At 68.4% G+C, this 21,684-nt stretch carries 20 protein-coding genes; 10 read left to right on the top strand and 10 right to left on the bottom strand.

The window, feature by feature from the left end; genetic code table 11:
• The first annotated feature begins 3 nt into the window (after positions 1 to 3).
• The gene (locus EV653_RS21930; protein ID WP_134105588.1) at positions 4 to 750 is read left to right on the top strand and encodes a phosphoglyceromutase; all 747 of its coding nucleotides are present in this window, start codon (positions 4 to 6) and stop codon (positions 748 to 750) included.
• 408 nt (positions 751 to 1,158) lie between these two features.
• On the opposite strand, the gene EV653_RS21925 is transcribed toward EV653_RS21930, so the two are convergent.
• Positions 1,159 to 1,374, bottom strand: a complete 216-nt coding sequence (locus tag EV653_RS21925; protein WP_134105587.1) for a hypothetical protein — start codon at positions 1,372 to 1,374, stop codon at positions 1,159 to 1,161.
• A 422-nt stretch (positions 1,375 to 1,796) separates the two neighbouring features.
• Between EV653_RS21925 and EV653_RS21920 the strand changes: the two genes are divergently transcribed.
• A complete protein-coding gene (locus EV653_RS21920; protein WP_134105586.1) occupies positions 1,797 to 2,630 on the top strand; it encodes a hypothetical protein in 834 nt (277 codons plus the stop codon).
• A 243-nt stretch (positions 2,631 to 2,873) separates the two neighbouring features.
• Here EV653_RS21920 and EV653_RS21915 read toward each other — a convergent pair whose 3' ends face one another.
• Both EV653_RS21915 and phoU read right to left on the bottom strand, forming a co-directional pair.
• Positions 2,874 to 3,818: a hypothetical protein gene (locus EV653_RS21915; protein WP_134105585.1), complete on the bottom strand. Its 945-nt coding sequence runs from the start codon at positions 3,816 to 3,818 to the stop codon at positions 2,874 to 2,876.
• Between the two features lie 167 nt (positions 3,819 to 3,985).
• Complete coding sequence (phoU, locus tag EV653_RS21910; protein WP_134105584.1) at positions 3,986 to 4,693, bottom strand: phosphate signaling complex protein PhoU; 708 nt, start codon at positions 4,691 to 4,693, stop codon at positions 3,986 to 3,988.
• A gap of 195 nt (positions 4,694 to 4,888) precedes the next feature.
• Between phoU and EV653_RS21905 the strand changes: the two genes are divergently transcribed.
• The 3 genes from EV653_RS21905 (at position 4,889) to EV653_RS21895 (ending at position 7,892) form a co-directional block, all read left to right on the top strand.
• Positions 4,889 to 6,106: a sensor histidine kinase gene (locus EV653_RS21905; RefSeq protein ID WP_134105583.1), complete on the top strand. Its 1,218-nt coding sequence runs from the start codon at positions 4,889 to 4,891 to the stop codon at positions 6,104 to 6,106.
• Entirely contained in the window at positions 6,103 to 6,780 is a 678-nt protein-coding gene (locus EV653_RS21900; protein ID WP_133787236.1) for a response regulator transcription factor, read from the top strand. Before EV653_RS21905 ends, EV653_RS21900 begins: the two co-directional genes overlap by 4 nt.
• A gap of 83 nt (positions 6,781 to 6,863) precedes the next feature.
• Complete coding sequence (locus tag EV653_RS21895) at positions 6,864 to 7,892, top strand: iron-siderophore ABC transporter substrate-binding protein (protein WP_134105582.1); 1,029 nt, start codon at positions 6,864 to 6,866, stop codon at positions 7,890 to 7,892.
• A gap of 242 nt (positions 7,893 to 8,134) precedes the next feature.
• Here the strand turns inward: EV653_RS21895 and EV653_RS21890 are convergent, their stop codons facing one another.
• A complete protein-coding gene (locus EV653_RS21890) occupies positions 8,135 to 8,791 on the bottom strand; it encodes a hypothetical protein (protein WP_134105581.1) in 657 nt (218 codons plus the stop codon).
• Between the two features lie 275 nt (positions 8,792 to 9,066).
• On the opposite strand from EV653_RS21890, the gene EV653_RS21885 reads away from it, so the two are divergent.
• Genes EV653_RS21885 through ispF form a run of 3 tightly spaced genes read left to right on the top strand, consistent with a single transcriptional unit; the run spans position 9,067 to position 10,750 of the window.
• A complete protein-coding gene (locus EV653_RS21885; RefSeq protein WP_130446326.1) occupies positions 9,067 to 9,552 on the top strand; it encodes a CarD family transcriptional regulator in 486 nt (161 codons plus the stop codon).
• Positions 9,553 to 9,584: 32 nt separating this feature from the next.
• Positions 9,585 to 10,283: a 2-C-methyl-D-erythritol 4-phosphate cytidylyltransferase gene (gene ispD, locus EV653_RS21880; protein WP_134105580.1), complete on the top strand. Its 699-nt coding sequence runs from the start codon at positions 9,585 to 9,587 to the stop codon at positions 10,281 to 10,283.
• The gene (gene ispF / locus EV653_RS21875) at positions 10,280 to 10,750 is read left to right on the top strand and encodes a 2-C-methyl-D-erythritol 2,4-cyclodiphosphate synthase (protein WP_134105579.1); all 471 of its coding nucleotides are present in this window, start codon (positions 10,280 to 10,282) and stop codon (positions 10,748 to 10,750) included. The genes ispD and ispF overlap by 4 nt, the downstream gene beginning before the upstream one ends.
• Positions 10,751 to 10,774: 24 nt before the next feature.
• On the opposite strand, the gene EV653_RS21870 is transcribed toward ispF, so the two are convergent.
• On the bottom strand, positions 10,775 to 11,761 hold the full coding sequence (locus EV653_RS21870) for a nitrilase family protein (protein ID WP_134105578.1): 987 nt from the start codon (positions 11,759 to 11,761) through the stop codon (positions 10,775 to 10,777).
• A gap of 70 nt (positions 11,762 to 11,831) precedes the next feature.
• Between EV653_RS21870 and EV653_RS21865 the strand changes: the two genes are divergently transcribed.
• Entirely contained in the window at positions 11,832 to 12,704 is an 873-nt protein-coding gene (locus EV653_RS21865) for a LysR family transcriptional regulator (RefSeq protein WP_134105577.1), read from the top strand.
• A 25-nt stretch (positions 12,705 to 12,729) separates the two neighbouring features.
• Here EV653_RS21865 and EV653_RS21860 read toward each other — a convergent pair whose 3' ends face one another.
• From EV653_RS21860 to EV653_RS21845, 4 genes are read right to left on the bottom strand one after another with little or no spacing between them, the layout of a single operon-like run.
• Positions 12,730 to 13,395, bottom strand: a complete 666-nt coding sequence (locus tag EV653_RS21860) for a hypothetical protein (protein ID WP_134105576.1) — start codon at positions 13,393 to 13,395, stop codon at positions 12,730 to 12,732.
• Positions 13,396 to 13,398: 3 nt separating this feature from the next.
• Positions 13,399 to 14,697 carry a M1 family metallopeptidase gene (locus tag EV653_RS21855; RefSeq protein WP_134105575.1) on the bottom strand — a complete coding sequence of 433 codons (1,299 nt, stop codon included), beginning with the start codon at positions 14,695 to 14,697 and terminating at the stop codon, positions 13,399 to 13,401.
• Positions 14,697 to 18,647: a Pls/PosA family non-ribosomal peptide synthetase gene (locus EV653_RS21850; protein WP_202871774.1), complete on the bottom strand. Its 3,951-nt coding sequence runs from the start codon at positions 18,645 to 18,647 to the stop codon at positions 14,697 to 14,699. The genes EV653_RS21855 and EV653_RS21850 overlap by 1 nt, the downstream gene beginning before the upstream one ends.
• 52 nt (positions 18,648 to 18,699) lie before the next feature.
• Positions 18,700 to 19,509 (bottom strand): NAD(P)H-binding protein, encoded by an 810-nt coding sequence (locus tag EV653_RS21845; RefSeq protein ID WP_134105573.1) that lies wholly within the window; start codon positions 19,507 to 19,509, stop codon positions 18,700 to 18,702.
• A gap of 80 nt (positions 19,510 to 19,589) precedes the next feature.
• On the opposite strand from EV653_RS21845, the gene EV653_RS21840 reads away from it, so the two are divergent.
• The gene (locus EV653_RS21840) at positions 19,590 to 20,522 is read left to right on the top strand and encodes an AraC family transcriptional regulator (RefSeq protein WP_134105572.1); all 933 of its coding nucleotides are present in this window, start codon (positions 19,590 to 19,592) and stop codon (positions 20,520 to 20,522) included.
• 6 nt (positions 20,523 to 20,528) lie between these two features.
• Here the strand turns inward: EV653_RS21840 and EV653_RS21835 are convergent, their stop codons facing one another.
• Complete coding sequence (locus tag EV653_RS21835) at positions 20,529 to 21,641, bottom strand: neutral zinc metallopeptidase (protein WP_238159951.1); 1,113 nt, start codon at positions 21,639 to 21,641, stop codon at positions 20,529 to 20,531.
• Positions 21,642 to 21,684: the final 43 nt, after the last annotated feature.

Genomic DNA, 21,684 nt, shown 5'->3' with positions numbered 1-21,684 from the left:
AGCATGACCTATCGCCTGATCCTGCTCCGCCACGGCCACAGCGACTGGAACGCCAAGAACCTCTTCACCGGCTGGGTCGATGTCGACCTGAACGCGCAGGGTGTCGAGGAGGCGCAGCGCGGCGGCGAGCTGCTCCGCGACCGCGATCTGCTCCCCGACGTACTCCACACCTCGGTGCTGACCCGGGCGATCCGCACCGCGAACATCGCGCTCGAGGTCGCCGATCGCCAGTGGATCGACGTACGGCGCTCCTGGCGGCTGAACGAGCGGCACTACGGCGGCCTGCAGGGCAAGGACAAGAAGCAGACCCTGGAGGAGCTCGGCGAGGAGCAGTTCATGCTGTTCCGCCGTTCGTACGACACCCCGCCGCCGGCGATCGAGCGCGGCTCGGAGTACGACCAGGCCGGCGACCCGCGGTACGCCGGACTCCCGTCCGAGCTGCTGCCCGCGACCGAGTGCCTGAAGGACGTCGTCGAGCGGATGCTGCCCTACTGGTACGACGCCATCGTCCCCGACCTCCGCGCCGGCAAGACCGTCCTGGTAGCCGCCCACGGCAACAGCCTCCGCGCCCTGGTCAAACACCTCGACAACCTCGACGAGAAGACCGTCGTGGGCCTCAACATCCCGACCGGCATCCCGCTGTACTACGAACTCGACGACGACTTCAACCCGCTCACCCCCGGCGGCGAATACCTCGACCCCGAAGCCGCCAAGGCCTCCATCGAAGCCGTCAAGAACCAGGGCCGCTAAACAGCCCGTCAGCCGCGCCGGGTCCAAAGGACACGCCTCCGGCGCGGCTAGTCTATCGCCGGCTTCGCCGGGGCGCGGGATCGCACCACAAGCACTTGCCCCGGCGCACGCAACTGCAGTTCGCGGGCAAAGGACACGCCTGCGGCGCGGCTGTTCTATTGCCGGCTCCGCCGGAGAGCGCGACCGCTCCACCAGCACTCGTCCGGCGTGGGCTACTGCAGTTCGCGGGAAAGGACGCGCCTTCGGCGCGGCTGTCTTATTTCCGGCTTCGCCGGGGTGCCGGATCGCACCACCGGCGTCTGCCCTGCGTGCGGGCAACCGGCGTTGGCGGGATGAACGGGGACGCCTACGACGCAGCTGCCTCATGCCGCCAGCGTTTGGTCATGTCATCCGGCCCTCGGTGTGCAGTCAGTCGAGGGGCTTGGTGCGGAGCTGGGTCAGGCGGGCCTGGAGGGCGGGCTGGTCGGCCAGGGCTTCTGCGTTCGCTTCGAGGAGGTCGCGTTCGGTGCGGAGGAGGTCCTTCATCCGCTGCTCGACCGCTGCCAAGTGGGCCTTCAGCTCCGTGGGGGTCAAGACGGAGACGTCGGTATTGACCAGGCGGTCGGTCTCGGAGGCGTCTGTCATGCGGTGAAGATATCGGTGATCGCACCTGGAAAAGCAAAAGCCCTCGGCAACCAGTTGGTTGCCGAGGGCTGCTTGGTTGGAGTTACAGGCCGACGAGCTGGTCGTAGTGCGACGCCTCGCGGACCGAGTCGACGCTGTCGCCGGCTTCGCCGGGCGGGAGCTGGATCCGCGCGATCTGCTTCCAGCGAGGCATCCCATCTCACCTGGAGCACCGCCGCTCGAGATCCCTGTCGCGGCAGGCGTCGTCGCACAATAGTCGGGATATCCGCACTTTAGTGGGGACAGTCGGCGCGCGAAGCCCAGCCGGACGCAAGCCTCTTCGCTTCGCAGACAGCCACGATTACGGAATGTAGGCGGACACTGCTTCAATTGTTTCCTCTCTTCTGGGTCGCGTCGCATGGTGCTGTGAGGGAAGGAAACACGTGGGAACCGGGATCGTGCACTTCGCGGAGTACCGCGCGTTCGAGGTGCAGCGTCAACAAGCTAGCAACGCGATGATGGGCCTATTGGCCGGTGCCGAACTGGCCTCGCATCAGCTGCAGTTGACCGAGGGCTCGGACACTCTGCTACCTGAGGTGTTCCCGCGTGTCCCGCACATCCGCCGCTTCAACCTCCGAACCGAGGCTGCACGGTCCATCCTGCAGTCTGCCGACACGCATCTCGGTGCGATGAGCGTTCCGTACGCCCTCGCACTGCACGAGGATTTCCTCAAGACCTGCGTCGGGCTCCTGATTCGAGACGGGAGAGCGCCCTCGAGTGCGGGCAGCGCTGTGCGCGCTCAATTGCACGATGGGATCGAGACGGCCACCGGTGAGACATTCGACGCGGACAGCATCATCCAGATCGACACAATTCGGCTGATGCGCAATGCGACCATCCACAGTGGTGGCCGGGCGCACCAGGCTCTGGTAGACAAGGTTGCGCAGTGGACACCGACCGCGGAGGCCGGCTGGGTGAGGATTGCGAAGAAGTCCCTGGCCGCGATCGCAGTGGGCGATCGGGTGGACTTCGGCCACCCCGAACTCATCCTCACGTTGGCAGTGACCAAGTCCCTTGGACGCCAGGCCAATTCCCTCAGCCGGACCTTGTGGGCGCAGCTCGTCATCGAAGACGTCCTTGCCGAGGAACCCGGGAACTTGAACCGGCACCAGCTTGAACGGAAAGCCGCAGGAAAGGCCCGGCGCCACTACGCCAGCCTCAAGCTGACCGACTACGAACTCACCGCTGCGATGCGCGTCGTACTGGCCAACACGTGACGAGGGGCGGACTGCCGAGCAGCCCGCCCCTCACGAAAAAGTGGGGCTCTGCCATTTGAGCTACGTCCCTCCAACGAGGGCGCCGGGACTCGAACCCGGATCGTCCACTTCAGTCGGAGCATCCGGCGATGAACCGCTGGGACTGACTCCCCATGCTCCGTTACAGCGAACTTCTTTTCACTTCTACTGTATAGCCGAGGCGCCCTCAGCAGACAGTTGCTGAGGGCGCCCTTCGGTTGGTGACTACTCGCCGACGAGTTGGTCGTAGTACGACGCCTCGCGGACGGTGTCTACGCCGTTGAAGACGACGCCTTGGATCGGGCCGTAGCCGGTCAGGGCGGTGGCTGCGCCGTTGGCCTTGCTCATCGCGTAGAGCGTTCCGCTCTGGGTGTTGTTGTCGACACCCAGGATCAGCAGACCGCCGCGGGTACCGCAGTTCTCGACGACCAGCGACTCGAAGTTCTGCCAGCCGCCGCTGCGGATCCGCTTGAGGATCGGCTTGGTCGAGGCGGCGGTCGGGATCCGGACCGACCACAGCGCGCCGGCCGTGGTCGTCATCAGCAGGGTGTCGTACGCCGCGTTCTCGCTGATGACGGTCATCGCCTTGAAGCCCTTGAAGCCGGGGAACGAGCCGTACGACTTGATGCCGGCGCCGACGATCGAGTACCGGTACAGGCTGCCGTTGCTGTTCAGGCCGTACAGGAACGCGTGGCGGGCGTTGTAGGTGTTGAGGTTCGACGTGGCGATCGTCTTGAAGCTCGTCCAGCCGCTACCGACCTTCTTGAAGGTCGCGAGCGGGGCGCGGTCGTCCTCGTAGATGTACGTCGTGTGCCGGTAGAGGTTCCCGCCCTGCAGCAGCAGGCCGTAGTAGTAGAACTGCGTGAGCGCGGCGTTCGACGCCAGGTACCACGTTGCGTTGGCGCGGGTTCCGACGAACTTGAACGGGTCGTACTGCACGCCCTGCGCCGGCCGTCCGGCGATCGCGTCGGCCTCCGACACGGTGCCCGCCGCGCTCGGGAAGGCGGCCGAGACCAAGCAGGCCGTCCCGGCTTTGGTCGTGTTCGTCTGCTTGGTCCGGTCGGACCAGGGCTTCGAGTCGGTCGTACTGGCGGTGGCCGGTGCAGAGACGACGGACGCAGCGAGCAGGCCCATCCCTGCCATCGCGAGGGCGAGTCGTTGCAGTCTCATGGGCGGATCCTCTTTCAGGAGAAGTCTTTCAGGTCACTTCCCGTCCCATCGCGCCGCGAACACCCGGCGTTACATCGACCACTGGACGTGATCAGATCGAGACATCGCTTCACAAGAAACGGCCCCCGGCAACCGATGGTTGCCGGGGGCTACAGAAAATCGGAGGGTCAGTTGCCGTTCGGGTTGGGGGCGGAGGCGCCGGCGCCGGAGCCTGCGGCGGTGCCGCCGATGGCGACCGGGAGCTCGCCGGTCACCAGGTAGACGACCCGGCGGGCCATGGCGACCGCGTGGTCGGAGATGCGCTCGTAGTAGCGGCTCAGCAGGGCCATGTCGACGGCCACCTCGACGCCGTGCGGCCAGGCGTCGTCCATCATCAGGCGGAACTGGTTGGAGCGGAGCTTGTCCATCTCGTCGTCGCTGGCCTCGAGCTTGCCGGCGGCCTCGACGTCGCGGGTCGCGATCACGTCACCGGCCGCGTCGACCATCTTGCCCGCGACCGAGCCCATCGACTCGATCACGTCGTGCAGCTCGGTCGGGATCGCGGGAGCCGGGTAGCGCATCCGGGCGATCTTCGAGACGTGGGCGGCCAGGTCGCCCATCCGCTCCAGGTCGGCGACCATCCGCAGCGCGGCGACGAGCATCCGGAGCTCGTTGGCGACCGGCGACTGCCGGGCCATCAGCTCGAAGACCTTCTCCTCCACGCCTTCGCCGGCGGCATCGAGCTGGATGTCGGCCGCGATGACCTCTTCGGCCTTGCGGATGTCGGCCTCCAGCAGCGCGGCGGTCGATCGGCGTACGGCGGTCGACACCGTCCGGGTCATCCGTTCCAGCTCGGCGAGGATGTCGTCGAGCTGCTCGTGGTAGGTGTCACGCATGGTGTTCGAATCCGATCTGTGGTCTCCGGTGCCGCGGCGGTGCACCCGCACGGTATCCCGCCACGGTGACCGTATGCCGTCGAGGTTGCCGGACGGCGACGAGTGGTGAACGACCGATGAACAGTTAGGTCGTGTCCCGGTCATCCGGTGCTCATTCGGTCTTTCCCTGCTGGTTGCCCGCGTAGCATCGTTGCCGTGGACCCCACGCTGGCTGCGGTGCTGGGCGGCGTCATCGGCGCGGCCCTGGCTCTGCTTTCACTCGGTGCGATGATGCTTTCCGAGCGGGCCCAGCGCAAGATTCCCGAGACCTCGGATCCGATCGTCCCGGCCGGCGTCGCCACGGTTCTGTCGGTACTGCGTTCGTCGGCGGTCGTGATGGGCCCGGAGGACCAGGTCCTGCAGGCCAGTGCCCCGGCGCACGTGCTCGGCATCGTCCGCGGTGAGCGGCTGGTGGTCGACGACATCCTGACGATGGTCCGCCAGGTCCGGCGCGACGGCGAGATCCGGCAGCAGGATCTCGAGATCGTCCGCGGCCGGCTCGGCGCCACGCAGTACGTCAGTGCCCGCGTCGCGCCGCTGGGCAGCCAGTTGGTCCTGGTGCTGGTCGAGGACCGGACCCGCGAGCGCCGGCTGGACGCGATCCGGCGGGACTTCACCGTCAATGTCAGCCACGAGCTCAAGACCCCGGTCGGCGCGCTGATCCTGCTCGCCGACGCGGTCTCGGAGGCCTCCGACGACCCGGACGCGGTGCAGCGGTTCTCGGACCGGATGCGGATCGAGGCCTCGCGGCTGAGCCGCCTGGTCAAGGAGATCATCGAGCTGTCCCGGTTGCAGGGCGACGACCCGCTGGAGAACCCCGGCCCGGTCGACGTCAACTCGATCATCGAGACCGCGGTGGACCGGTGCCGGATCGACGCCGAGGACCGCGACATCAAGATCGTGGTGAAGACCGAGCCCGACCTCGAGGTGATGGGCAGCGAGGACCAGCTCGCGATGGCGATCGGCAACCTGGTCGAGAACGCCATCAACTACAGCCCGGACGGTACCCGGGTCGCGGTCGCCGCGCACCCGATCGGCGACCTGGTCGAGCTGACCGTGTCCGACCAGGGCGTCGGCATCCCGAGCAGTGACCTGGAGCGGGTCTTCGAGCGGTTCTACCGGGTCGACCGGGCTCGCAGCCGCGAGACAGGCGGCACCGGGCTCGGCCTGTCGATCGTCAAGCACATCGCCTCCATCCACGGGGGCGACGTCCGGGTGTGGAGCGTCGAGGGCCAGGGCTCCACCTTCACCGTGAGACTCCCGCTGCGGCTCGAACCCGCGCCGGGCCAGACCGGCTCCTCCAGCCAGGAAGAGCAGGCCGTTCCCCTGACGCCTACCCCGTCAGGTCAGATCGCAAAGGAGACAGCTTCGTGACCCGAGTGCTGGTCGTCGAAGACGAAGAGAGCTACAGCGACGCGCTGTCGTACGTACTGCGCAAGGAAGGGTTCGAGGTCGCCGTCGCGGAGACCGGCCCGGATGCGCTGGACGAGTACGACCGCGCCGGTGCGGACATCGTCCTGCTCGACCTGATGCTGCCGGGTCTGTCCGGCACGGAGGTCTGCCGGGCGCTGCGCAGCCGGGGCAATGTCCCGGTGATCATCGTGAGCGCCAAGGACACCGAGGTCGACAAGGTCGTCGGGCTCGAGCTGGGCGCGGACGACTACGTGACCAAGCCCTACAGCCCGCGCGAGCTGCTCGCCCGGGTGCGCGCCGTACTGCGTCGTGGGCAGGACGTCGAGCTGTTGCCGGACACCCTCGAGGCGGGCCCGGTCCGGATGGACGTCGAGCGGCACGTGGTGACGGTGTCCGGGACCGAGATCCGGCTGCCGCTGAAGGAGTTCGAGCTGCTCGAGATGCTGTTGCGGAACACCGGCCGGGTGCTCACCCGCGGTCAGCTGATCGACCGGATCTGGGGCGCCGACTACGTGGGTGACACCAAGACCCTCGACGTGCACGTGAAGCGGTTGCGTTCCAAGCTCGAGAAGGACCCGTCGAACCCGCAACACCTGGTCACTGTGCGTGGCCTGGGCTACAAGTTCGAGTCCTGAGTCACACCTCCGGAGGTCGCAACGGCCGATGGGGTTAGCTTAGGCTCTCCTTAGTTGAGGCAACTGGTCTAAGGAGAGTCACCATGTCCTGGTCCCGTACCAAGGTCGTCAGTGCGGTCACCACCGTGCTGCTCGCCACGACCACGCTGGCCGCCTGCGGCAGCGACGGCGACAAACAGGCCGGCACATCGGCCGGTTCGGCCGATTCGTCACAGTCCGGGTTCCCGGTCACGCTGAAGAACACGTTCGGTGATACGACGATCACCAAGAAGCCGGAGCGGATCGTCACGCTCGGCTGGAACGCCCAGGACGTCGTCTATGCGCTCGGTGAGACCCCGGTCGGGATGCCGAAGGTCACCTACGGCCCGACCGCCGACGGCGTCACCGCGTGGGACGCGGACAAGTTCGACAAGTCCAGGACGACGTTGCTCGACACCGGGGACAAGTACCCGTTCGAGAAGATCGCGGCGCTCAAGCCCGACGTCATCCTGGCGCCGTACGAGGGCTTCGACGAGGCGACGTACAAGACTCTCAGCGGGATCGCGCCGACCGTCGCGTACCCGGGGGCGCCGTGGCAGACCACCTGGCAGGACCAGACGCTGCTGGTCGGTGAGGCGCTCGGCCGGAAGGCCGACGCGGAGAAGCTGATCTCCGGCATCGAGGACAAGATCAAGCAGGTCGCCGCCGCGCACCCGGAGTTCAAGGACAAGACGATCACGGTCGGCTCGTTCGGCGCGGACAACTACGTCTACATGCCGGGCGACCCGCGGGTGCAGATCCTGAACGAGATGGGCTTCAAGAACGCGCCGGGTGTCGAGGCGCTGGAGAAGACCAACACGAAGAAGGAGTTCTCGCTCGCGATCAGCAAGGAGAAGGTCGCCGACGTCGATGCCGACGTGCTGATCGCGTACGTCGACGGGATCGGGACGCAGAAGTTCCTGTCCGACCCGGTCTACTCGTCGTTGCAGGCGGTCAAGAGCGGCGGGGCATACGCGCTGCAGGACCAGCAGGTGATCTCCGGGATGAGCGCGGTCAGCGTGCTCAGCGTCCCGTGGGTGCTGGACAAGATGCTGCCGGGCCTGTCGAAGGCAGCCTCGGCCGGCAAGAACTAAGCACGACCAAGCGAGGGGTTGACCCCTGATCCGGACGGTTGCCCCCCGAGAATCTCGGGGGCAACCGGCAGGTTGCGGGGTTGACCCCTCAGACGTTCCGGGGGTGCGGGATTGACCCCTCAGACGTTCCGGGGGGGGGCGGGGTTGACCGCTCAGACGTTCCGGGGGGGCGGGGTTGACCGCTCAGACGTTCCGGGGGGGCGGGGTTGACCGCTCAGACGTTCCGGGGGTGCGCGGTTGGGTTACTGGGCCGCTGGGGACGGGGAGTAGTGGTCGTCGGTGAGGACCGGGATGTACGCCGAGACCGGCGCGGCGGTGCCGAACGTGACGGTCACGTTGACCATCTGACCCGGCTTCGCGCCGGTGACGATGATCGCCGGACCGGCGGCCTCCGCGCCCGGTTCCGGGGCCGACGGGGTGTCGGTCGGCGCCGCCGACGGGGTCTCGGAGGGGGTCTCGGACGGGGTCGCGCTCGGCGTGGCCCCGGCCTCGGCGATCGGCGGTGAGTCGGTGCCCGGCAGGCGGAGCGCGGTGTGCGGCTCCAGGTCGATCGGCTGCGTCAGGCCCTCGAACTTGACGTCGGTCGCCTGGTCGGCGCCTGCCTGGCCGTCCTGCGTGCCGGGTGCCGCCTGCGCGATGCCGACCAGCGTGTCCGGCTCGTCACTGTCGTTGACGATCACGCTGTGCAGTTCGCCCTTGCCCTCGGCATCGGCCAGCACCAGCATGTTGCGGATCTTGAGCTGGCCGGACTCGAAGTTCGTGCCCTCGGCGGCCTGGTACGGCTGCAGGGTCGGCGCATTGAAGCTCGCGCTGCACGCCGCCAGCGCGATACTGAGAGTGGCGGCGGCACTCGCCAGCGCAGTACGCCGGGCGAACCGCGAGGACAACGTGATCGGCACTGGAATCCCTCTCGTGCAAGCTGATTCGACACTGTCTAGGACAGTTCGTGACGCCGTCAGGCGGCCGCCTCCGGCGCCCCAAAGCGTAGCCCTCGGGCTCCCCGGGGCCGACGGCGGGATGCCCCTGGAGGGGGCGGTAGGCAACGGGTCGCGCGCGTACGAGGCACGCAAGAGAACGTTTGTCAAGGCGAGAAGTGGCCCCTGACCAGCGCAAACGCCAGAACCGGACCACCGGCCGCGTGGTAGGATGGATCTTGGAAAGGGGCATTTCACACATGACTTTCACAGTCGGCGAGACGGTTGTATACCCCAATCACGGAGCGGCCGTCATCGAGGACATCGAGACCCGTCAGATCAAAGGTGAGGACAAGACCTATCTGGTCTTGAGGATCGTCGCTCAGAACGACCTGGTCGTCCGGGTCCCCGCGTGCAACCTCGATCTTGTCGGCGTGCGTGACGTCGTGGATCAGGCCGGCCTGGAGCGCGTCTTCGACGTGCTGCGTGCACCGCACACGGAGGAGCCGACCAACTGGTCGCGTCGTTACAAGGCGAACCTGGAGAAGCTGCACTCCGGTGACGTGCTGAAGGTGGCAGAGGTCGTCCGCGACCTGTGGCGCCGTGAGCGTGACCGCGGTCTGTCCGCCGGTGAGAAGCGGATGCTGGCGAAGGCTCGCCAGATCCTGGTCTCCGAGCTGGCGCTGGCCGAGCACACCAACGAGGACAAGGCCGAGGCCATCCTCGACGAGGTCCTCGCCTCCTAAGACTGTTGACACAGTCTGAGCTGCAGTTCTGAATGACTAGCGCGGTCGTGATTCCCGCGGCCGGTTTAGGGCTGCGGCTCGGTGGAGAGACACCGAAGGCATTTCGAGAGGTCGGTGGCGATTCGCTGCTGGTCCACGCGGTCCGTGGACTGAAGGCAGCGACCGCCGCCGACCTCAGCTGTTTCGTGGTCGCCGTGCCGCCGGGTGCCGAGGAAGCGGTCTTCAAGGAGCTCGAGCCGTACGTCGGGGGCGCGGAGCTGCTCGTCGTCGCCGGTGGCGCCGAGCGAGCCGATTCGGTCCGGGCCGCGCTGGACGTGGTCCCGGTCGACGGGATCGACTGCATCCTGGTGCATGACGCGGCGCGGGCCTTCGTCCCGGCCGATGCGATCGAGCGGGTGGTCGCGGCGGTGCGAGCCGGCGCCGAGGCCGTCGTACCGGTGGTTCCGGTGACCGACACGATCAAGCGGATCGGGCCGAGTGGCGAGGTCGTCGACACGCCCGACCGTTCGACGCTGGTTGCCGTCCAGACGCCTCAGGGGTTCGCCCCTGAGGTGCTGCGTCGCGCGCACGCCGCGGGCGCTGATGCCGGCGTGACGGACGACGCGATGATGTGCGAGCGGCTCGGGGTGACCGTGCAGACGGTCGAAGGGTCGCCGGACGCGTTCAAGGTGACCCGCCCGCAGGACCTGCTGCTGGCCGAGGCCTTGCTGGCGGAGAGGCGGTCCGCGTGAAGATCCCGCGGGTCGGCAACGGTATCGACGTACATCCGTTGGAGGCCGGTCGCCCGATGTGGCTGGCCGGACTGCACTGGCCGGACGAGCCGGCTGGGCTGTCAGGTCATTCCGACGGCGATGCGGCCGCCCATGCCATCTGCACTGCGTTGCTCACGGCAGCGAAGCTGGGCGACCTGGGATCGAACTTCGGCACCGCCGAGCCCGAGTGGGCCGGTGCGGCCGGCGTCGCGCTGGTGGCGGAGGCCGCGCGCCGGGTGCGAGCGGCCGGGTTCGAGATCGGCAACGTCACGGTGCAGATCGTCTGCAACCGCCCTCGGATCGGCGCCCGCCGCGAGGAGGCCGAGAAGGTCCTCTCCGCCGCTTGTGACGCCGAGGTTTCGGTCAGCGCGGCAACGACCGACGGCCTGGGCTTCCCCGGCCGCGCCGAAGGCATCGTCGCCCTCGCGACCGCCCTCATCTACTGATCCTTGAGCACCGACCAACCGTTTTCAGGCGCTGTCCTTGGTTGGTGGGTTCCCAAAGTCGACCGGTTCCGGGGAGAAGCGGGCCGCCCGGGGATCGAGCTCGTTGCCTTGGCGTTCGGTGAGTAGGCCGTAGAGCTCGGGGCGTCGGCCGCGGAGCCAGCGGCGGCCGGTTGCCAAGGGCACCAGATCCAGGTCGAGATCGGCCACCACGACGGCCTCGGCGGGTACGGGCGTCTCGGCGACGATGCGACCGTATGGGTCCAGGATCATCGCGTTCCCGGTCCGCAGCTCGTCGTCGTCCCGGCCGACGCCGTTGCTGAACAGGACGAACATCCCGTTGTCGTGCGCCCGCGCCGGCAGCCACCGCATCAGCCAGCCCCGCCCGCTCGGCCCGTTGAACGCCTCCTCGATCCGCGCGCGGTCGCCGCTCTCCCAGACCTCGAGCGGGATCGGCTTCATCCCGTGCGGGCTGCGCGAGTTCGTCCCTCCGGTCTGGTGCGGCGCGATCAGGACCGTTGCACCGAGCAACGCCGTGATCCGGACATTCTCGACCAGGTTGTTGTCCCAGCAGATCAGCACGCCGGCGCGGAAGCCCCACGGCGTGTCGAACACCGTGTACGACGACCCGCTCGCGATCTCCTCGTGCTCGAACGCATGCAGCTTCCGGTGCACGTGGACGGTGCCGTCCGGCAGGCACACGGCGTACGCGTTGAACAGCGCGCCGTCGGCGTCCTCCAGGAACCCGACCCCGATACCGGCGTCCAGGTCCTTGGCCAGGGCAACGACCTGGCTGATCAACGGCCCGTCGGCCAGCTCGGCCAGCTCGTGGAGTCGTTCGGGGGTGTGCCGGCGCAGATGCCAGTAGCCGAGCAGACACATCTCCGGAAGTACGACGAGCCGGGCGCCGTCGGCGACCGCCGTACGGGCGAGTCGCTCGACGGTGGCGAGGTTGGTCGCGGGCTGGTCGGGAGTCGGCTCGAACTGGACGACGGCAGCGCGGAAGGGCGTCATACGACCATCGAAACGCCGATCGGTCCATGACGTCCAATAGCCGTTCGGAACGATTCCATATCCTGGAGTTATGGATCTCCGTCTGCTCCGGGCGTTCGTCACGGTAGCCAGGCTGCGGAACTTCGGCGCCGCGGCCGAGGAGTTGTCGACGAGTCAGCCGGCGCTGACCAAGCAGATCCAGGTGCTGGAGCGTCGGGTCGGTTCGGTGCTGTTCAGCCGGGGTCGGCACGGCGCCCGGCTGACCCCGGCCGGGGAGCTGTTGCTTCCTGACGCTCTGGAGTTGCTCGACCGGTCCGAGGCGTTCGAACGACGGGCTGCCCAGGTCGCGTCCGGGACTGAGGGATCGCTGGCGATCGGGTTCGGACTGTCCGGCATCGAGCTGGCTCCGAAGGCCGTTGCGTTGTTCCGGAGTCGGTGGCCGGGAGTGACGATCTCGCTCGAGGACATGCCGTCGTCGGTGCAGTGTGAGCGGCTGCTGGCGGGGAGCTTGCAGATCGGGTTCGTGCGGCTGCCGGTGCCGGCGGGTCTCGAACACCTTCGGTTACGACGGGATCGGCTCACGCTCGCGGTCCAGGCGGAGCAGGACCTCCCCCGCGACCTGGTCCACTGGATCGACTCCCGGCCGCTGATCCGGCTCACACCCTCGCGGGGACCCGGACTGGCGTCGCAGATCAACAGCCTGTACGCCGAGCTTGGTTGCCATCCGCAAGTACTTCAGGAAGCCGGTGATCTACAGACCGTGCTCGCCCTGACCGCGGCCGGCGCCGGGCCTTCCGTCGTACCGCAGTCTGCCGAGCGGATCGCGCCGCCGGAGGTCCGGCTGGTGCCGCTGCCGGGACGCGCGGCGACCTGGTGGATCGGGACCGCCTGGGCGACGAGGACGCCACTCACCGAACGTTTCGTGAAGGCTGCCGCCGAGGTGGCGCGGCAGGGCGCGGCGTGACGGTGCGTGTTCTTGCTGACGCTGCCTAGGGGCCGGAGCTGAAGCCTGGCTTCACGACGTGCCGGACATCGCCGTGCAGGCGGCGGTTGTGGACGGCCGCGGCCGCGATGATGCCGGCGGCAACGAGCAGGCAGAGGATGCCGCCGACGAGGTCCGCGGTCACGTTCTCCTCGCCGACGAACTCGGGTTGCAGTACGCCGTGCTTGTCGACGATCACCGGCACGTTGCCGCCGGGGAAGTCGTGCGAGCCGTGTTTGGTGAAGTCGTAGCTGTGGCCGTTCGGGCAGTCGGCGGTGAACTCGTACACCGGGTGGCCGTGATACCCGCGGACATGGCAGGTGATCGTCGTACCGACCTGGGAGAGGGCGACCGGCGTCGGCGTCATCACGAACGGCACCGCCGCGAGTCCGCCGGCCAACGCACCGAAGTACCCGAAGTTGCCGCCGCCCAGAGTCGCAACGCCCATCACCAGGAAGCCGACGCCGAGAACCAGCACCAGCACCGACAGCACGATGTCGTGCGGCGGGAACGTGTACAGCGCGCCGGCCGCGACCAGCAGCACCCAGCCCAGGACGATGTGATGCCAGGTCGGCCCCTTCGGCGAGCCCGGCCGCCGGAGGTGACGCCCGGCGACGATCACGATGGCGATGATCGCCGCCATGCCCCCGAAGAACTCGATCCCGATCCGCATCGACTAGCGTCTCCGCGGCAGCGGCGGCAGCTCGTAGGAGTCCAGCCAGGCGGCGAACAGGTGCCGGAGGGCTTCCTCGTCCGTGCTGAACGTGGTCGCCAGGGCGATGAACTCGGCGGTGGTGACGGAGCCGTGCCGATGCACCTTGGTCCAGGTCTGCAGGAGTTCGAAGAACGCGGCGTCGCCCAGGTGCTTCCGCAGCACGTGCAGGGTGATCGCGCCGCGCTTGTAGAGCCGGTCGTCGAACATCAGCTCCGGTCCGGGGTCCGACAGCATCAGGTCCTGAGGCAGGCCCTTCAACCGCGAGTGTGCCTTCGAGACCTGCTGGTCGGCGGTGAGGCCGCGCGACTCCTCCGACCACAGCCACTCGGCGTAGCAGGCGAAGCCTTCGTTCAGCCAGATGTGCTGCCAGCTCGCCGGGGTCAGGCTGTTGCCGAACCACTGGTGCGCCAGTTCGTGCGCGACCAGCCGCTCCGACCCCCGCCGGCCGTCGACGTGGTTGCTGCCGAACACCGAGATGCCTTGCGCCTCGAGGGGGATCTCCAGCGGATCGTCGGTCACGACGACCGTGTACCCGCCGAACGGATACGGCCCGAACTGCCGGCTGAACAGCTTCATCATGTCCTGCTGCCGCCCGAAGTCGTGCCGGAACTCGCGGGTCAACCGTCCCGGGACCGCACCCTTCGTCGTCACCGGTGTCGTGGCCAGACCCACCTCGTCGTACGACCCGATCTGCACGGTCGCGAGGTACGTCGCCATCGGCGCGGCCTGGTCGAACACCCACGTCGTACGACTTGCCTTCACCCGCCGCGACACCAGCCGGCCGTTGGCGACGACCTGGTACGGCGAATCCGTGGTGATCGACATCCGGTAGTGAGCCTTGTCGCCGGGGTGGTCGTTGCACGGGAACCAGGTGGCCGCGCCGCTCGGCTGGCTCGCGACGATCACGCCCTCGGTGAGTTCCTCCCAGCCGAGCTCGCCCCACGGGCTGTCCTCGGGTTTCGGGTTGCCGCCGTACTGGATGTCGACCGTGAACTCGGCGCCGTCGGGCAGGTTCGCGGTGATGTAGAGCTTGCCCGCGCGCTGGGTGAAGCGCTGCGGGCGACGGCCGTTGACCAGCACCTTGGACGCGCGCAGTCCGGACAGGTCGAAGCTGAACCGGGACAACGCCTGGGTGGCCAACGCCGTGATCGTCGCCTTGCCGCTCAGCCTGTTGCTGTTGACCCGATAATCGAGCTCGAGGTCGTAGGATTCGACCTTGTAGCCGGCGTTTCCATGGGTGGGCACATAGGGGTCAACCATCAGCCCTGCCACGGAGCACGGTGCTGCCACGGTGCAATGGGGTTCCCCGCCCAGCGCGTACCCGCCGGGACGCCTTCACCGCGCATCACGAGAGACACCGGCCCGATGGTAGCTCCTGCTCCTACCGAGGCGGCCGGGAGGACGATGCCGTGGGGCCCGAGGGTTGCTCCCGGCCCGAAGGTGACTGTGCTCATGGAGAGAACTCGATCATGAAAAAGGTGCGTCTGCAGCACACAACCGCGATTCACCGTGGCACCGTCGCCCAGGGTGACCAGATCTGCCTCGGGTAACCAGTACGTCTCGCACCAGACGCCCTTGCCGATCTTGGCTCCGAGTGACCTCAGCCACAGGTTGAGTACCGGCGTACCGGCTGCCGCGTTCGCGAACCACGGCGCGGCGACCAGCTCGACGAAGCTGTCGACCACCTCGTTGCGCCAGACGAACGAGCTCCACAACGGGTACTCGACCGCGCGCGTGCGGCCCACGATCAGCCACTTCGCGACCGTCGCCATCCCTCCCGCGACCGCGCCGGCGGCCAGGATCACCGCGCCGGAGAGCAGCAGTGCAGCCAGCGGACCGAGCCAGATGTCGAGCGCCTGCAGCGCGAACAGCACGCCGAGCGCGATCAGCACCGTGCACATCATCGGGACGAAGCGGCACAGCTCGACCAGCGCCCGCGCGACCTTCAGCTTGTACGGCGGGTTGAACGTCCGGCTCTGATCGCCCGTGACGGCCTGACGGCGGAGCTTCACCGGCGGCGACCCGAGCCACGACGTACCGGCCTTGGACTTCTTCGGGGCGGCGGACAGTACGGCGACGAGCCCGTTCTTCGGCACGCTGCGGCCGGGTGCGGTCATGCCCGAGTTGCCGAGGAACGCGCGTTTGCCGACCTTCGCGCCGGCCACGTGCAGCCAGCCGCCACCGAGCTCGTACGACGCGATCATCGTGTCGTCGGCGAGGAACGCCCCTTCGCCGACGGTGGTCATCTTCGGGAGCAGCAGCACGGTCGAGGCCTCGACATCGCGGCCGATCTTGGCGCCGAGCGCCCGCAGCCACCACGGCGTCAGCAGGCTCGCGTACATCGGGAAGAGCAGGGTGCGGGCCGAGTCGAGCAGCCGCTCGGTCGCCCAGACCTGCCACCCGATCCGGCTGCGGACCGGGAAGTGACCGGGCTTGATCCCGATACCGAGCAACCGGACGCCGATCAGCGTGAGGACCGCCATCGTCACGAAGCCGACCAGCGTCATCAACGGGATCGCTTCCAGCGCCTTGAGTGCCGCGTCGCCGAGGGTCTGCGTGCCCTTCACGTACTGTCCGAGGACGACGAACGCCGCCGCGGCAGCCGCGACTGGGATCAGCGACATGATCGCGGACTGGGCGCCGTACGCCGCGACCCACCAGGGCGCGCGAGCGGGCCGATGATCCGGCCACGGGTGCCGGGCGCGACCGATCCGGGCCGCGGGCGAACCGGACCAGCGCTCGTTCGCGGGCACCTTGCCGGAGACAGCCGAGCCGGCCACGATCTCGGCGTTCCGGCCGATCTCCGCGCCCGGAAGCAGTGTGCTGCGGGAACCGACCACGGCCTCCGCACCGACGGTCACCGGGCCGACGTGCAGTTGGTCGCCGTCGATCCAGTAGCCGGCCAGGTCGACCTCGGGCTCGACGGACGCGCCCCGACCCATCGTGAGCATGCCGGTCACCGGCGGAAGCGTGTGCAGGTCGACGCCGCGGCCGACCTTGGCGCCGAGTGCGCGGGCGTAGTACGCGATCCATGGCGCGCCTGCGAGGTTGGCCGCACCGGCCGCGTCGGACAGGTTCTCGGCGGCCCAGAGGCGGACGTGGACGGTGCCGCCGCGGGGGTAGGTGCCGGGTTTGAGGCCGCGCAGGAGGATCCGGGCACCGAGCACTGCAATGCCCATCCGGCCGGCCGGGCTGATGAGGATCAGCCAGCCCGCAAGGATCCACCACCAGGACACGGTCCGCACCCACGGCAGTGGCCCGATCAGCTCCGCGAGCAAGTTGTTCAGCGTGAAGAGGTAGACCAGCCAGCGGACGCCGACGACGGTCTGGAGGATCAGGGTCAACGCCGTCTGCAGGAGCTGGGTGCCCTTCGGCGTCGGCCGGATATCGCGCAGCTCGACCGGCTCGAGCGCGGCCGGCTGGAACTCGTCGAGCCGCTCGGCCAGCGCGCCGAGGCGCGGGTACTCGTAGATGTCGCCGACGGTGACGTCCGGGAACTTCTCCCGGAGTGCGGAGACCAGCTGCGCAGCGGCGAGACTGCCGCCGCCGTGCAGGAAGAAATCGTTGTCGGCGCTGGTCACCTTGGCGCCGAGGACCTTGGTCCAGCGCTCGGCGAGCCAGCCCGCAGTGCCGGACAGCTCGGCAGGCGGGCCGTCGCTGTCCATCCCCGGCAGCGGCCAGGGGAGCGCGTTGCGGTCGACCTTGCCCGAGGTCCTGGTCGGCAGGGTGTCGACGACGGCGAGCAACGGCACGAGCGCCGCGGGGAGTTCTTCACGCAGCCGCGCGGTGGCTTTGGCGTTGTCGAACGATGTCGGGTCGTCCGGTACGACGTACCCCACGAGGAGCTGATTTCCGGCCGCACTGTTGCGGACGGCGGCCGCGGCGCCGGTAATGCCGGGGAGGGCCTGCAGGGCGGCATCGACCTCGCCGAGCTCGATGCGGCGACCGCCGAGTTTGACCTGTTCGTCGGCGCGACCCTGGAACAGCAGGCCCAACGGATCGGATCTGACCAGGTCGCCGCTGCGGTACGCCCGCTCCCAGCCGAGCGTCGGCATCGGGGCGAACTTCTCCGCGTCCTTGACCGGGTCGAGGTACCGGGCCAGGCCGACACCGCCGATGATCAGCTCGCCGATCTCACCGTCGGCAACTTCGTTGCCTGCAGCATCTACTACGGCGAGATCCCAACCGTCCAAGGGTAAACCGATCCGGACCGGGCCAACGCCGGTGAGCTGGGCGGCGCAGGCCACCACGGTCGCCTCGGTCGGGCCGTACGTGTTCCAGACCTCGCGGCCGTCGACCGCGAGCCGCTCGGCGAGCTCGGGCGGGCACGCCTCGCCGCCGAAGATCAGCAGCCGCACCTGGTCCAGCGCGTCCGGCGGCCAGAGCGCGGCCAGGGTCGGCACGGTAGAGACGATAGTGATGCCTTGGGCAACTAACCACGGGCCGAGGTCCATACCGGTCCGCACCAGCGAGCGCGGCGCCGGTACGAGACAGGCGCCGTGCCGCCAGGCCAGCCACATCTCCTCGCAGGACGCGTCGAACGCGACCGACAGGCCGGCCAGGACGCGGTCGTCCGGCCCGATCGGCTCGTCCTGCAGGAAGAGGCGGGCCTCGGCGTCGACGAACGCGGCGGCCGACCGGTGTGTGACCGCGACACCCTTCGGTACGCCGGTGGAGCCCGAGGTGAAGATGATCCATGCGTCGTCGGTGGTCTCCGGGCCCTGCTTGCTGCGGGGGACGTCGGTCACCGTCGGGGCGTCCATGCGCGCCGAGTACGGGTAGTCGAAGGCGCCGTTGGCCGCGTCGTTGTCGACGATCGGTTGTTGCTGGGGACGGGTCACCGTCAGCTTGAGCTCGTCGCCGACGGTGGCCGCGACCGCTGCTTCACCGAACACCAGCTCGGCGCGCTCCTCGGGGTCGTCCGCGTCGACGGGAACGTACGCCGCGCCGGCTTGGAGGGTGCCGAGAATCGCGACGTACAGGTCGTTGTGGCCGGACGAGATCCGGATGCCGACGCGGTCGCCGGGACCGATCCCCGCGGCCGTCAGGCGGTTGGCGAACTTGGTGGTCTGCTCCAGCAGTTCGCGATAACTGAGGCTGACGCTGCCGTCGTCGAGCGCCGGCTCGTCGGCAAACCTGTTGGCCGTCTCCTCAAGCACATCCACAAGCGTCCGCGCGGCCGTCGCCAACTCCCCGCGTCGCAACGTCACGGCCGGATAATACGCCGCATGGTTATCTGCTGGATAACCCGAAGCGAACACCTCAACTGCTTGTTTTCTCCCGATCGTGCGCGAATGCCTTGAAAGTACGGGCTGCGCGACCGAGCGCTTGCTCCACATCGGTCGTCGGTTCGCCGCCGTGCCCGTCGGCGATCGAGGCCAGGATGCGGGTGAGAAGTTCGGCGCCGGCCCGCGGAACGCCTTGGGCTACTTGCTGTTCGATGTACTCGGCCGGAGACAGAGCGACGTACTCGACGGGCCGGCCGGCCTCGGTCAAGTGGTTGGCGGCTTCGGTGAAGGTGATGGCTTCGGGGCCGGTCAATTCGTAGGTGCGGCCGTTGTGATCGGCGGTCGTCAGGGCGGCGGTGGCTACGTCCGCGATGTCGTTGGCGTCGATGAACGGCGTACGGCCGTCGCCGGCTGGTAGGGCGAGGGTGCCGGTGCGGACCGCGTTCTTCCACGGGCCTTCGGTGAAGTTCTGCGCGAACCAGTTGGGGTGCAGGATCGTCCACTCGGCATCGGAGCCGCGGACGGCCTGTTGGACGGCGTGCAGGGGATGGCTGGGGTCGGATGCGAGGGACGCCGACAGCAGGACAAGCCGTCGTACGCCGGAAGCGAGCGCCGCCTCCGCGAACCGGGCCAAGCGGTCTCCCGGACGGACCGTGGGTTCCATGAGATACGCGGCAGCGACGCCGTCGAGCGCGGGCGTCCACGTGGACGGGTCGTCGAGGTCGAGTCGTACGTCGCTTCCTGTGCGCGACGCCGTACGGACCTCGTGGCCGGTGGAGCGAAGGCGGTCTGCGATGCGGCGGCCGGTGGTGCCCGTGCCGCCAAGGACGAGGAACTTGTTCATAGGACAAGCCAACGGGAGTCGGTGCAGACGATCCATGGGAGAGCGTCGCCGATCCATTTGTGATCGTCTAGCTTAGACTGGTGGATGTCCTCAGCGACCTGCTGCAACGCGCGCAGGCGACCGATGCGCTGGTCCGGCAGATCATCGCGCGCGGGCCGTGGTCCGTGACCTACGCCGACGTGCCGTCGCTGTCGGTTGTCGCGACGCTCGGCGGCAGCGCCTGGCTGCGGCTCGACGACGGCGTACCGACGATGCTGGCGGCCGGCGACATCGCGCTGATCACAGGAGTCGGCAGCTACACGATCGCGGACGATCCGGCGACGCCGGCGTACTACGTGATCCGCGGCGGGCAGAAGTACACGATCGACGGCGATCCGGTGGAGTGGCGTGGCGAGTACCTGGCGCCGCGCACCTACGGCGATGGGCTGCCCGGCGCGACGACGATGGTGCGTGGCGCCTACGACCTGCGCGGTGACGTCGGCCGGCGGGTACTCGATCTACTGCCTCCGCTCGCGGTGGTGTCCGCTACGCCGCAGACCGGGCCGGCGCTGGACCTCCTCACCACTGAGATCGCCCGTGAGGAGCCAGGACAGGACGCCGTACTGCGGAGGCTGCTCGACTTCGTGCTGGTGCTCGCTCTCCGCGCATGGTGCGCCGAGTCGAGGCTCCCGTCCTGGTACCAGGCCCTCACCGCACCTGGCGTTGGCGATGCGCTCCGCCACCTCCACGAGGACCCCGCGCACCGCTGGTCGGTCGCCGAGCTGGCCTCCAAGGTCGGGCTCTCCCGCGCCACCTTCGCCGCTCGCTTCACCAAGCTCGTCGGTCAGCCGCCGCTCACGTACCTCACCGCCTGGCGGATGACGCTCGCAGCCGACCTCCTCCGCACCACAACCGCCACCATCGCGACTGTGGCCCACCAGGTCGGCTACGAGGACCCCTTCGCCTTCAGCGTCGCCTTCAAACGCACGTACAACGAGTCACCGACGACCTGGCGCAGAGCGGCGGCAGATTGACGGTGTTCACTTCACCAGGTCCGCCGATACCGCGAAGGTGTCGCACGCCTTGTTGGCGCCGATGTTGAAGCCGTTCTGGATCCAGAAGCCCTGGCTGGTGGCCAGACCGTGCGTCCGCTCGTCCTCCGGCGTGTCCGGGGACTCACCGAAGCTGTTGCTGGACTGCTCCTTGAACTCGTCCAGCCGGTTCGTCAACGGGTAGGACTTCTCAACGGCCTTGCTGAACACACCGCCGAAACAGGACGCCTGCAACTCGTTCCGCCGCGAGCTCTCGAGCTTCTGGTCCGGGTGGTCCTGCAGGTAGACGGCACGCGCGTAGAACAGTCCGGTGACGCCTTGCACGTGGTGCCCGTACTCGTGCGCGATCGTCATCAGATACGCGAGGTCCTCCTGCGGTCCGAACGCCTTGTTCATCTGCTTCACGTCGACGTACATGACCTGGTTGCCGTAGCAGTAGAACGCCAGCACGCGTCCGGACAGCGGCTGGAAGTTGCCGCACGCGGTCTGGACCGGCTGGTCGAACACGACCAGGCCAGGGTCCGGCTTGTCCTGCCCGAGCTCGTGGAAGACCGGACGCCACGCGTCGTTCAGGCACTTGAAGAGTCGCTGGTAGTAGACCTTCTGCGCGGCCAGGCTGCCGCTGCCGAGGTTCGCTGCCGGACAGTTCTGCTCCGGGAGCGGACCGGTGCGGTAGACGTCGGCGTTCAGCAGGTAGTCCTCGGCGGACCCCTTCTGCGGGTTCGTGGTCGGTGTCGGCACGATCGACGGACCGGTCACCCCGGGGTCCGCGGTGTCGTCGGTGCCTTTCCCCAGCAGGGCGGACGCGATGGCGAACGAGACGCCGAGGAAGATCAGCAGGACGAAGCCGAAGAGGATGAGCCGGAGTGGACCGCCGCGCTTCCGCGGTGGCTGGAATCCGTTGAAGTGGCCCGGAGGTCCGTAGTACGGCTGCGCCCATTGACCGGGGTACTGCTGCGGCGGCCCGCCTTGCATCGGGCCAGGCGCGTACTGGCCCTGCTGCGGAGGCCACGGTGCTGCCTGCGGCGGTGGCAGGATGCCGGGCGGCGGGCCGGGTGGCCGGCCCTGCGGCGGGCCGCCGTACCCGTACGGGCTGCTCACTACTGTGGCCTCCAGGCTGGTCGGTCGAGTTCGCTGCACGAAC

The organism is Kribbella pratensis (genome assembly GCF_004365355.1).
Taxonomy (GTDB): Bacteria; Actinomycetota; Actinomycetes; order Propionibacteriales; family Kribbellaceae; genus Kribbella.
This window is presented reverse-complemented; position numbering and strand designations above follow the sequence as displayed.

What these genes read in the sequence shown, in the direction of transcription:
- EV653_RS21930 (WP_134105588.1), top strand. Translation starts at nt 4, where the DNA reads ATGACCTATCGCCTGATCCTGCTCCGCCACGGCCACAGCGACTGGAAC.
- EV653_RS21925 (WP_134105587.1), bottom strand. Translation starts at nt 1,374, where the DNA reads ATGACAGACGCCTCCGAGACCGACCGCCTGGTCAATACCGACGTCTCC.
- EV653_RS21915 (WP_134105585.1), bottom strand. Translation starts at nt 3,818, where the DNA reads ATGAGACTGCAACGACTCGCCCTCGCGATGGCAGGGATGGGCCTGCTC.
- phoU (WP_134105584.1), bottom strand. Translation starts at nt 4,693, where the DNA reads ATGCGTGACACCTACCACGAGCAGCTCGACGACATCCTCGCCGAGCTG.
- EV653_RS21895 (WP_134105582.1), top strand. Translation starts at nt 6,864, where the DNA reads ATGTCCTGGTCCCGTACCAAGGTCGTCAGTGCGGTCACCACCGTGCTG.
- EV653_RS21885 (WP_130446326.1), top strand. Translation starts at nt 9,067, where the DNA reads ATGACTTTCACAGTCGGCGAGACGGTTGTATACCCCAATCACGGAGCG.
- ispD (WP_134105580.1), top strand. Translation starts at nt 9,585, where the DNA reads ATGACTAGCGCGGTCGTGATTCCCGCGGCCGGTTTAGGGCTGCGGCTC.
- EV653_RS21870 (WP_134105578.1), bottom strand. Translation starts at nt 11,761, where the DNA reads ATGACGCCCTTCCGCGCTGCCGTCGTCCAGTTCGAGCCGACTCCCGAC.
- EV653_RS21865 (WP_134105577.1), top strand. Translation starts at nt 11,832, where the DNA reads ATGGATCTCCGTCTGCTCCGGGCGTTCGTCACGGTAGCCAGGCTGCGG.
- EV653_RS21860 (WP_134105576.1), bottom strand. Translation starts at nt 13,395, where the DNA reads ATGCGGATCGGGATCGAGTTCTTCGGGGGCATGGCGGCGATCATCGCC.
- EV653_RS21855 (WP_134105575.1), bottom strand. Translation starts at nt 14,697, where the DNA reads ATGGTTGACCCCTATGTGCCCACCCATGGAAACGCCGGCTACAAGGTC.
- EV653_RS21845 (WP_134105573.1), bottom strand. Translation starts at nt 19,509, where the DNA reads ATGAACAAGTTCCTCGTCCTTGGCGGCACGGGCACCACCGGCCGCCGC.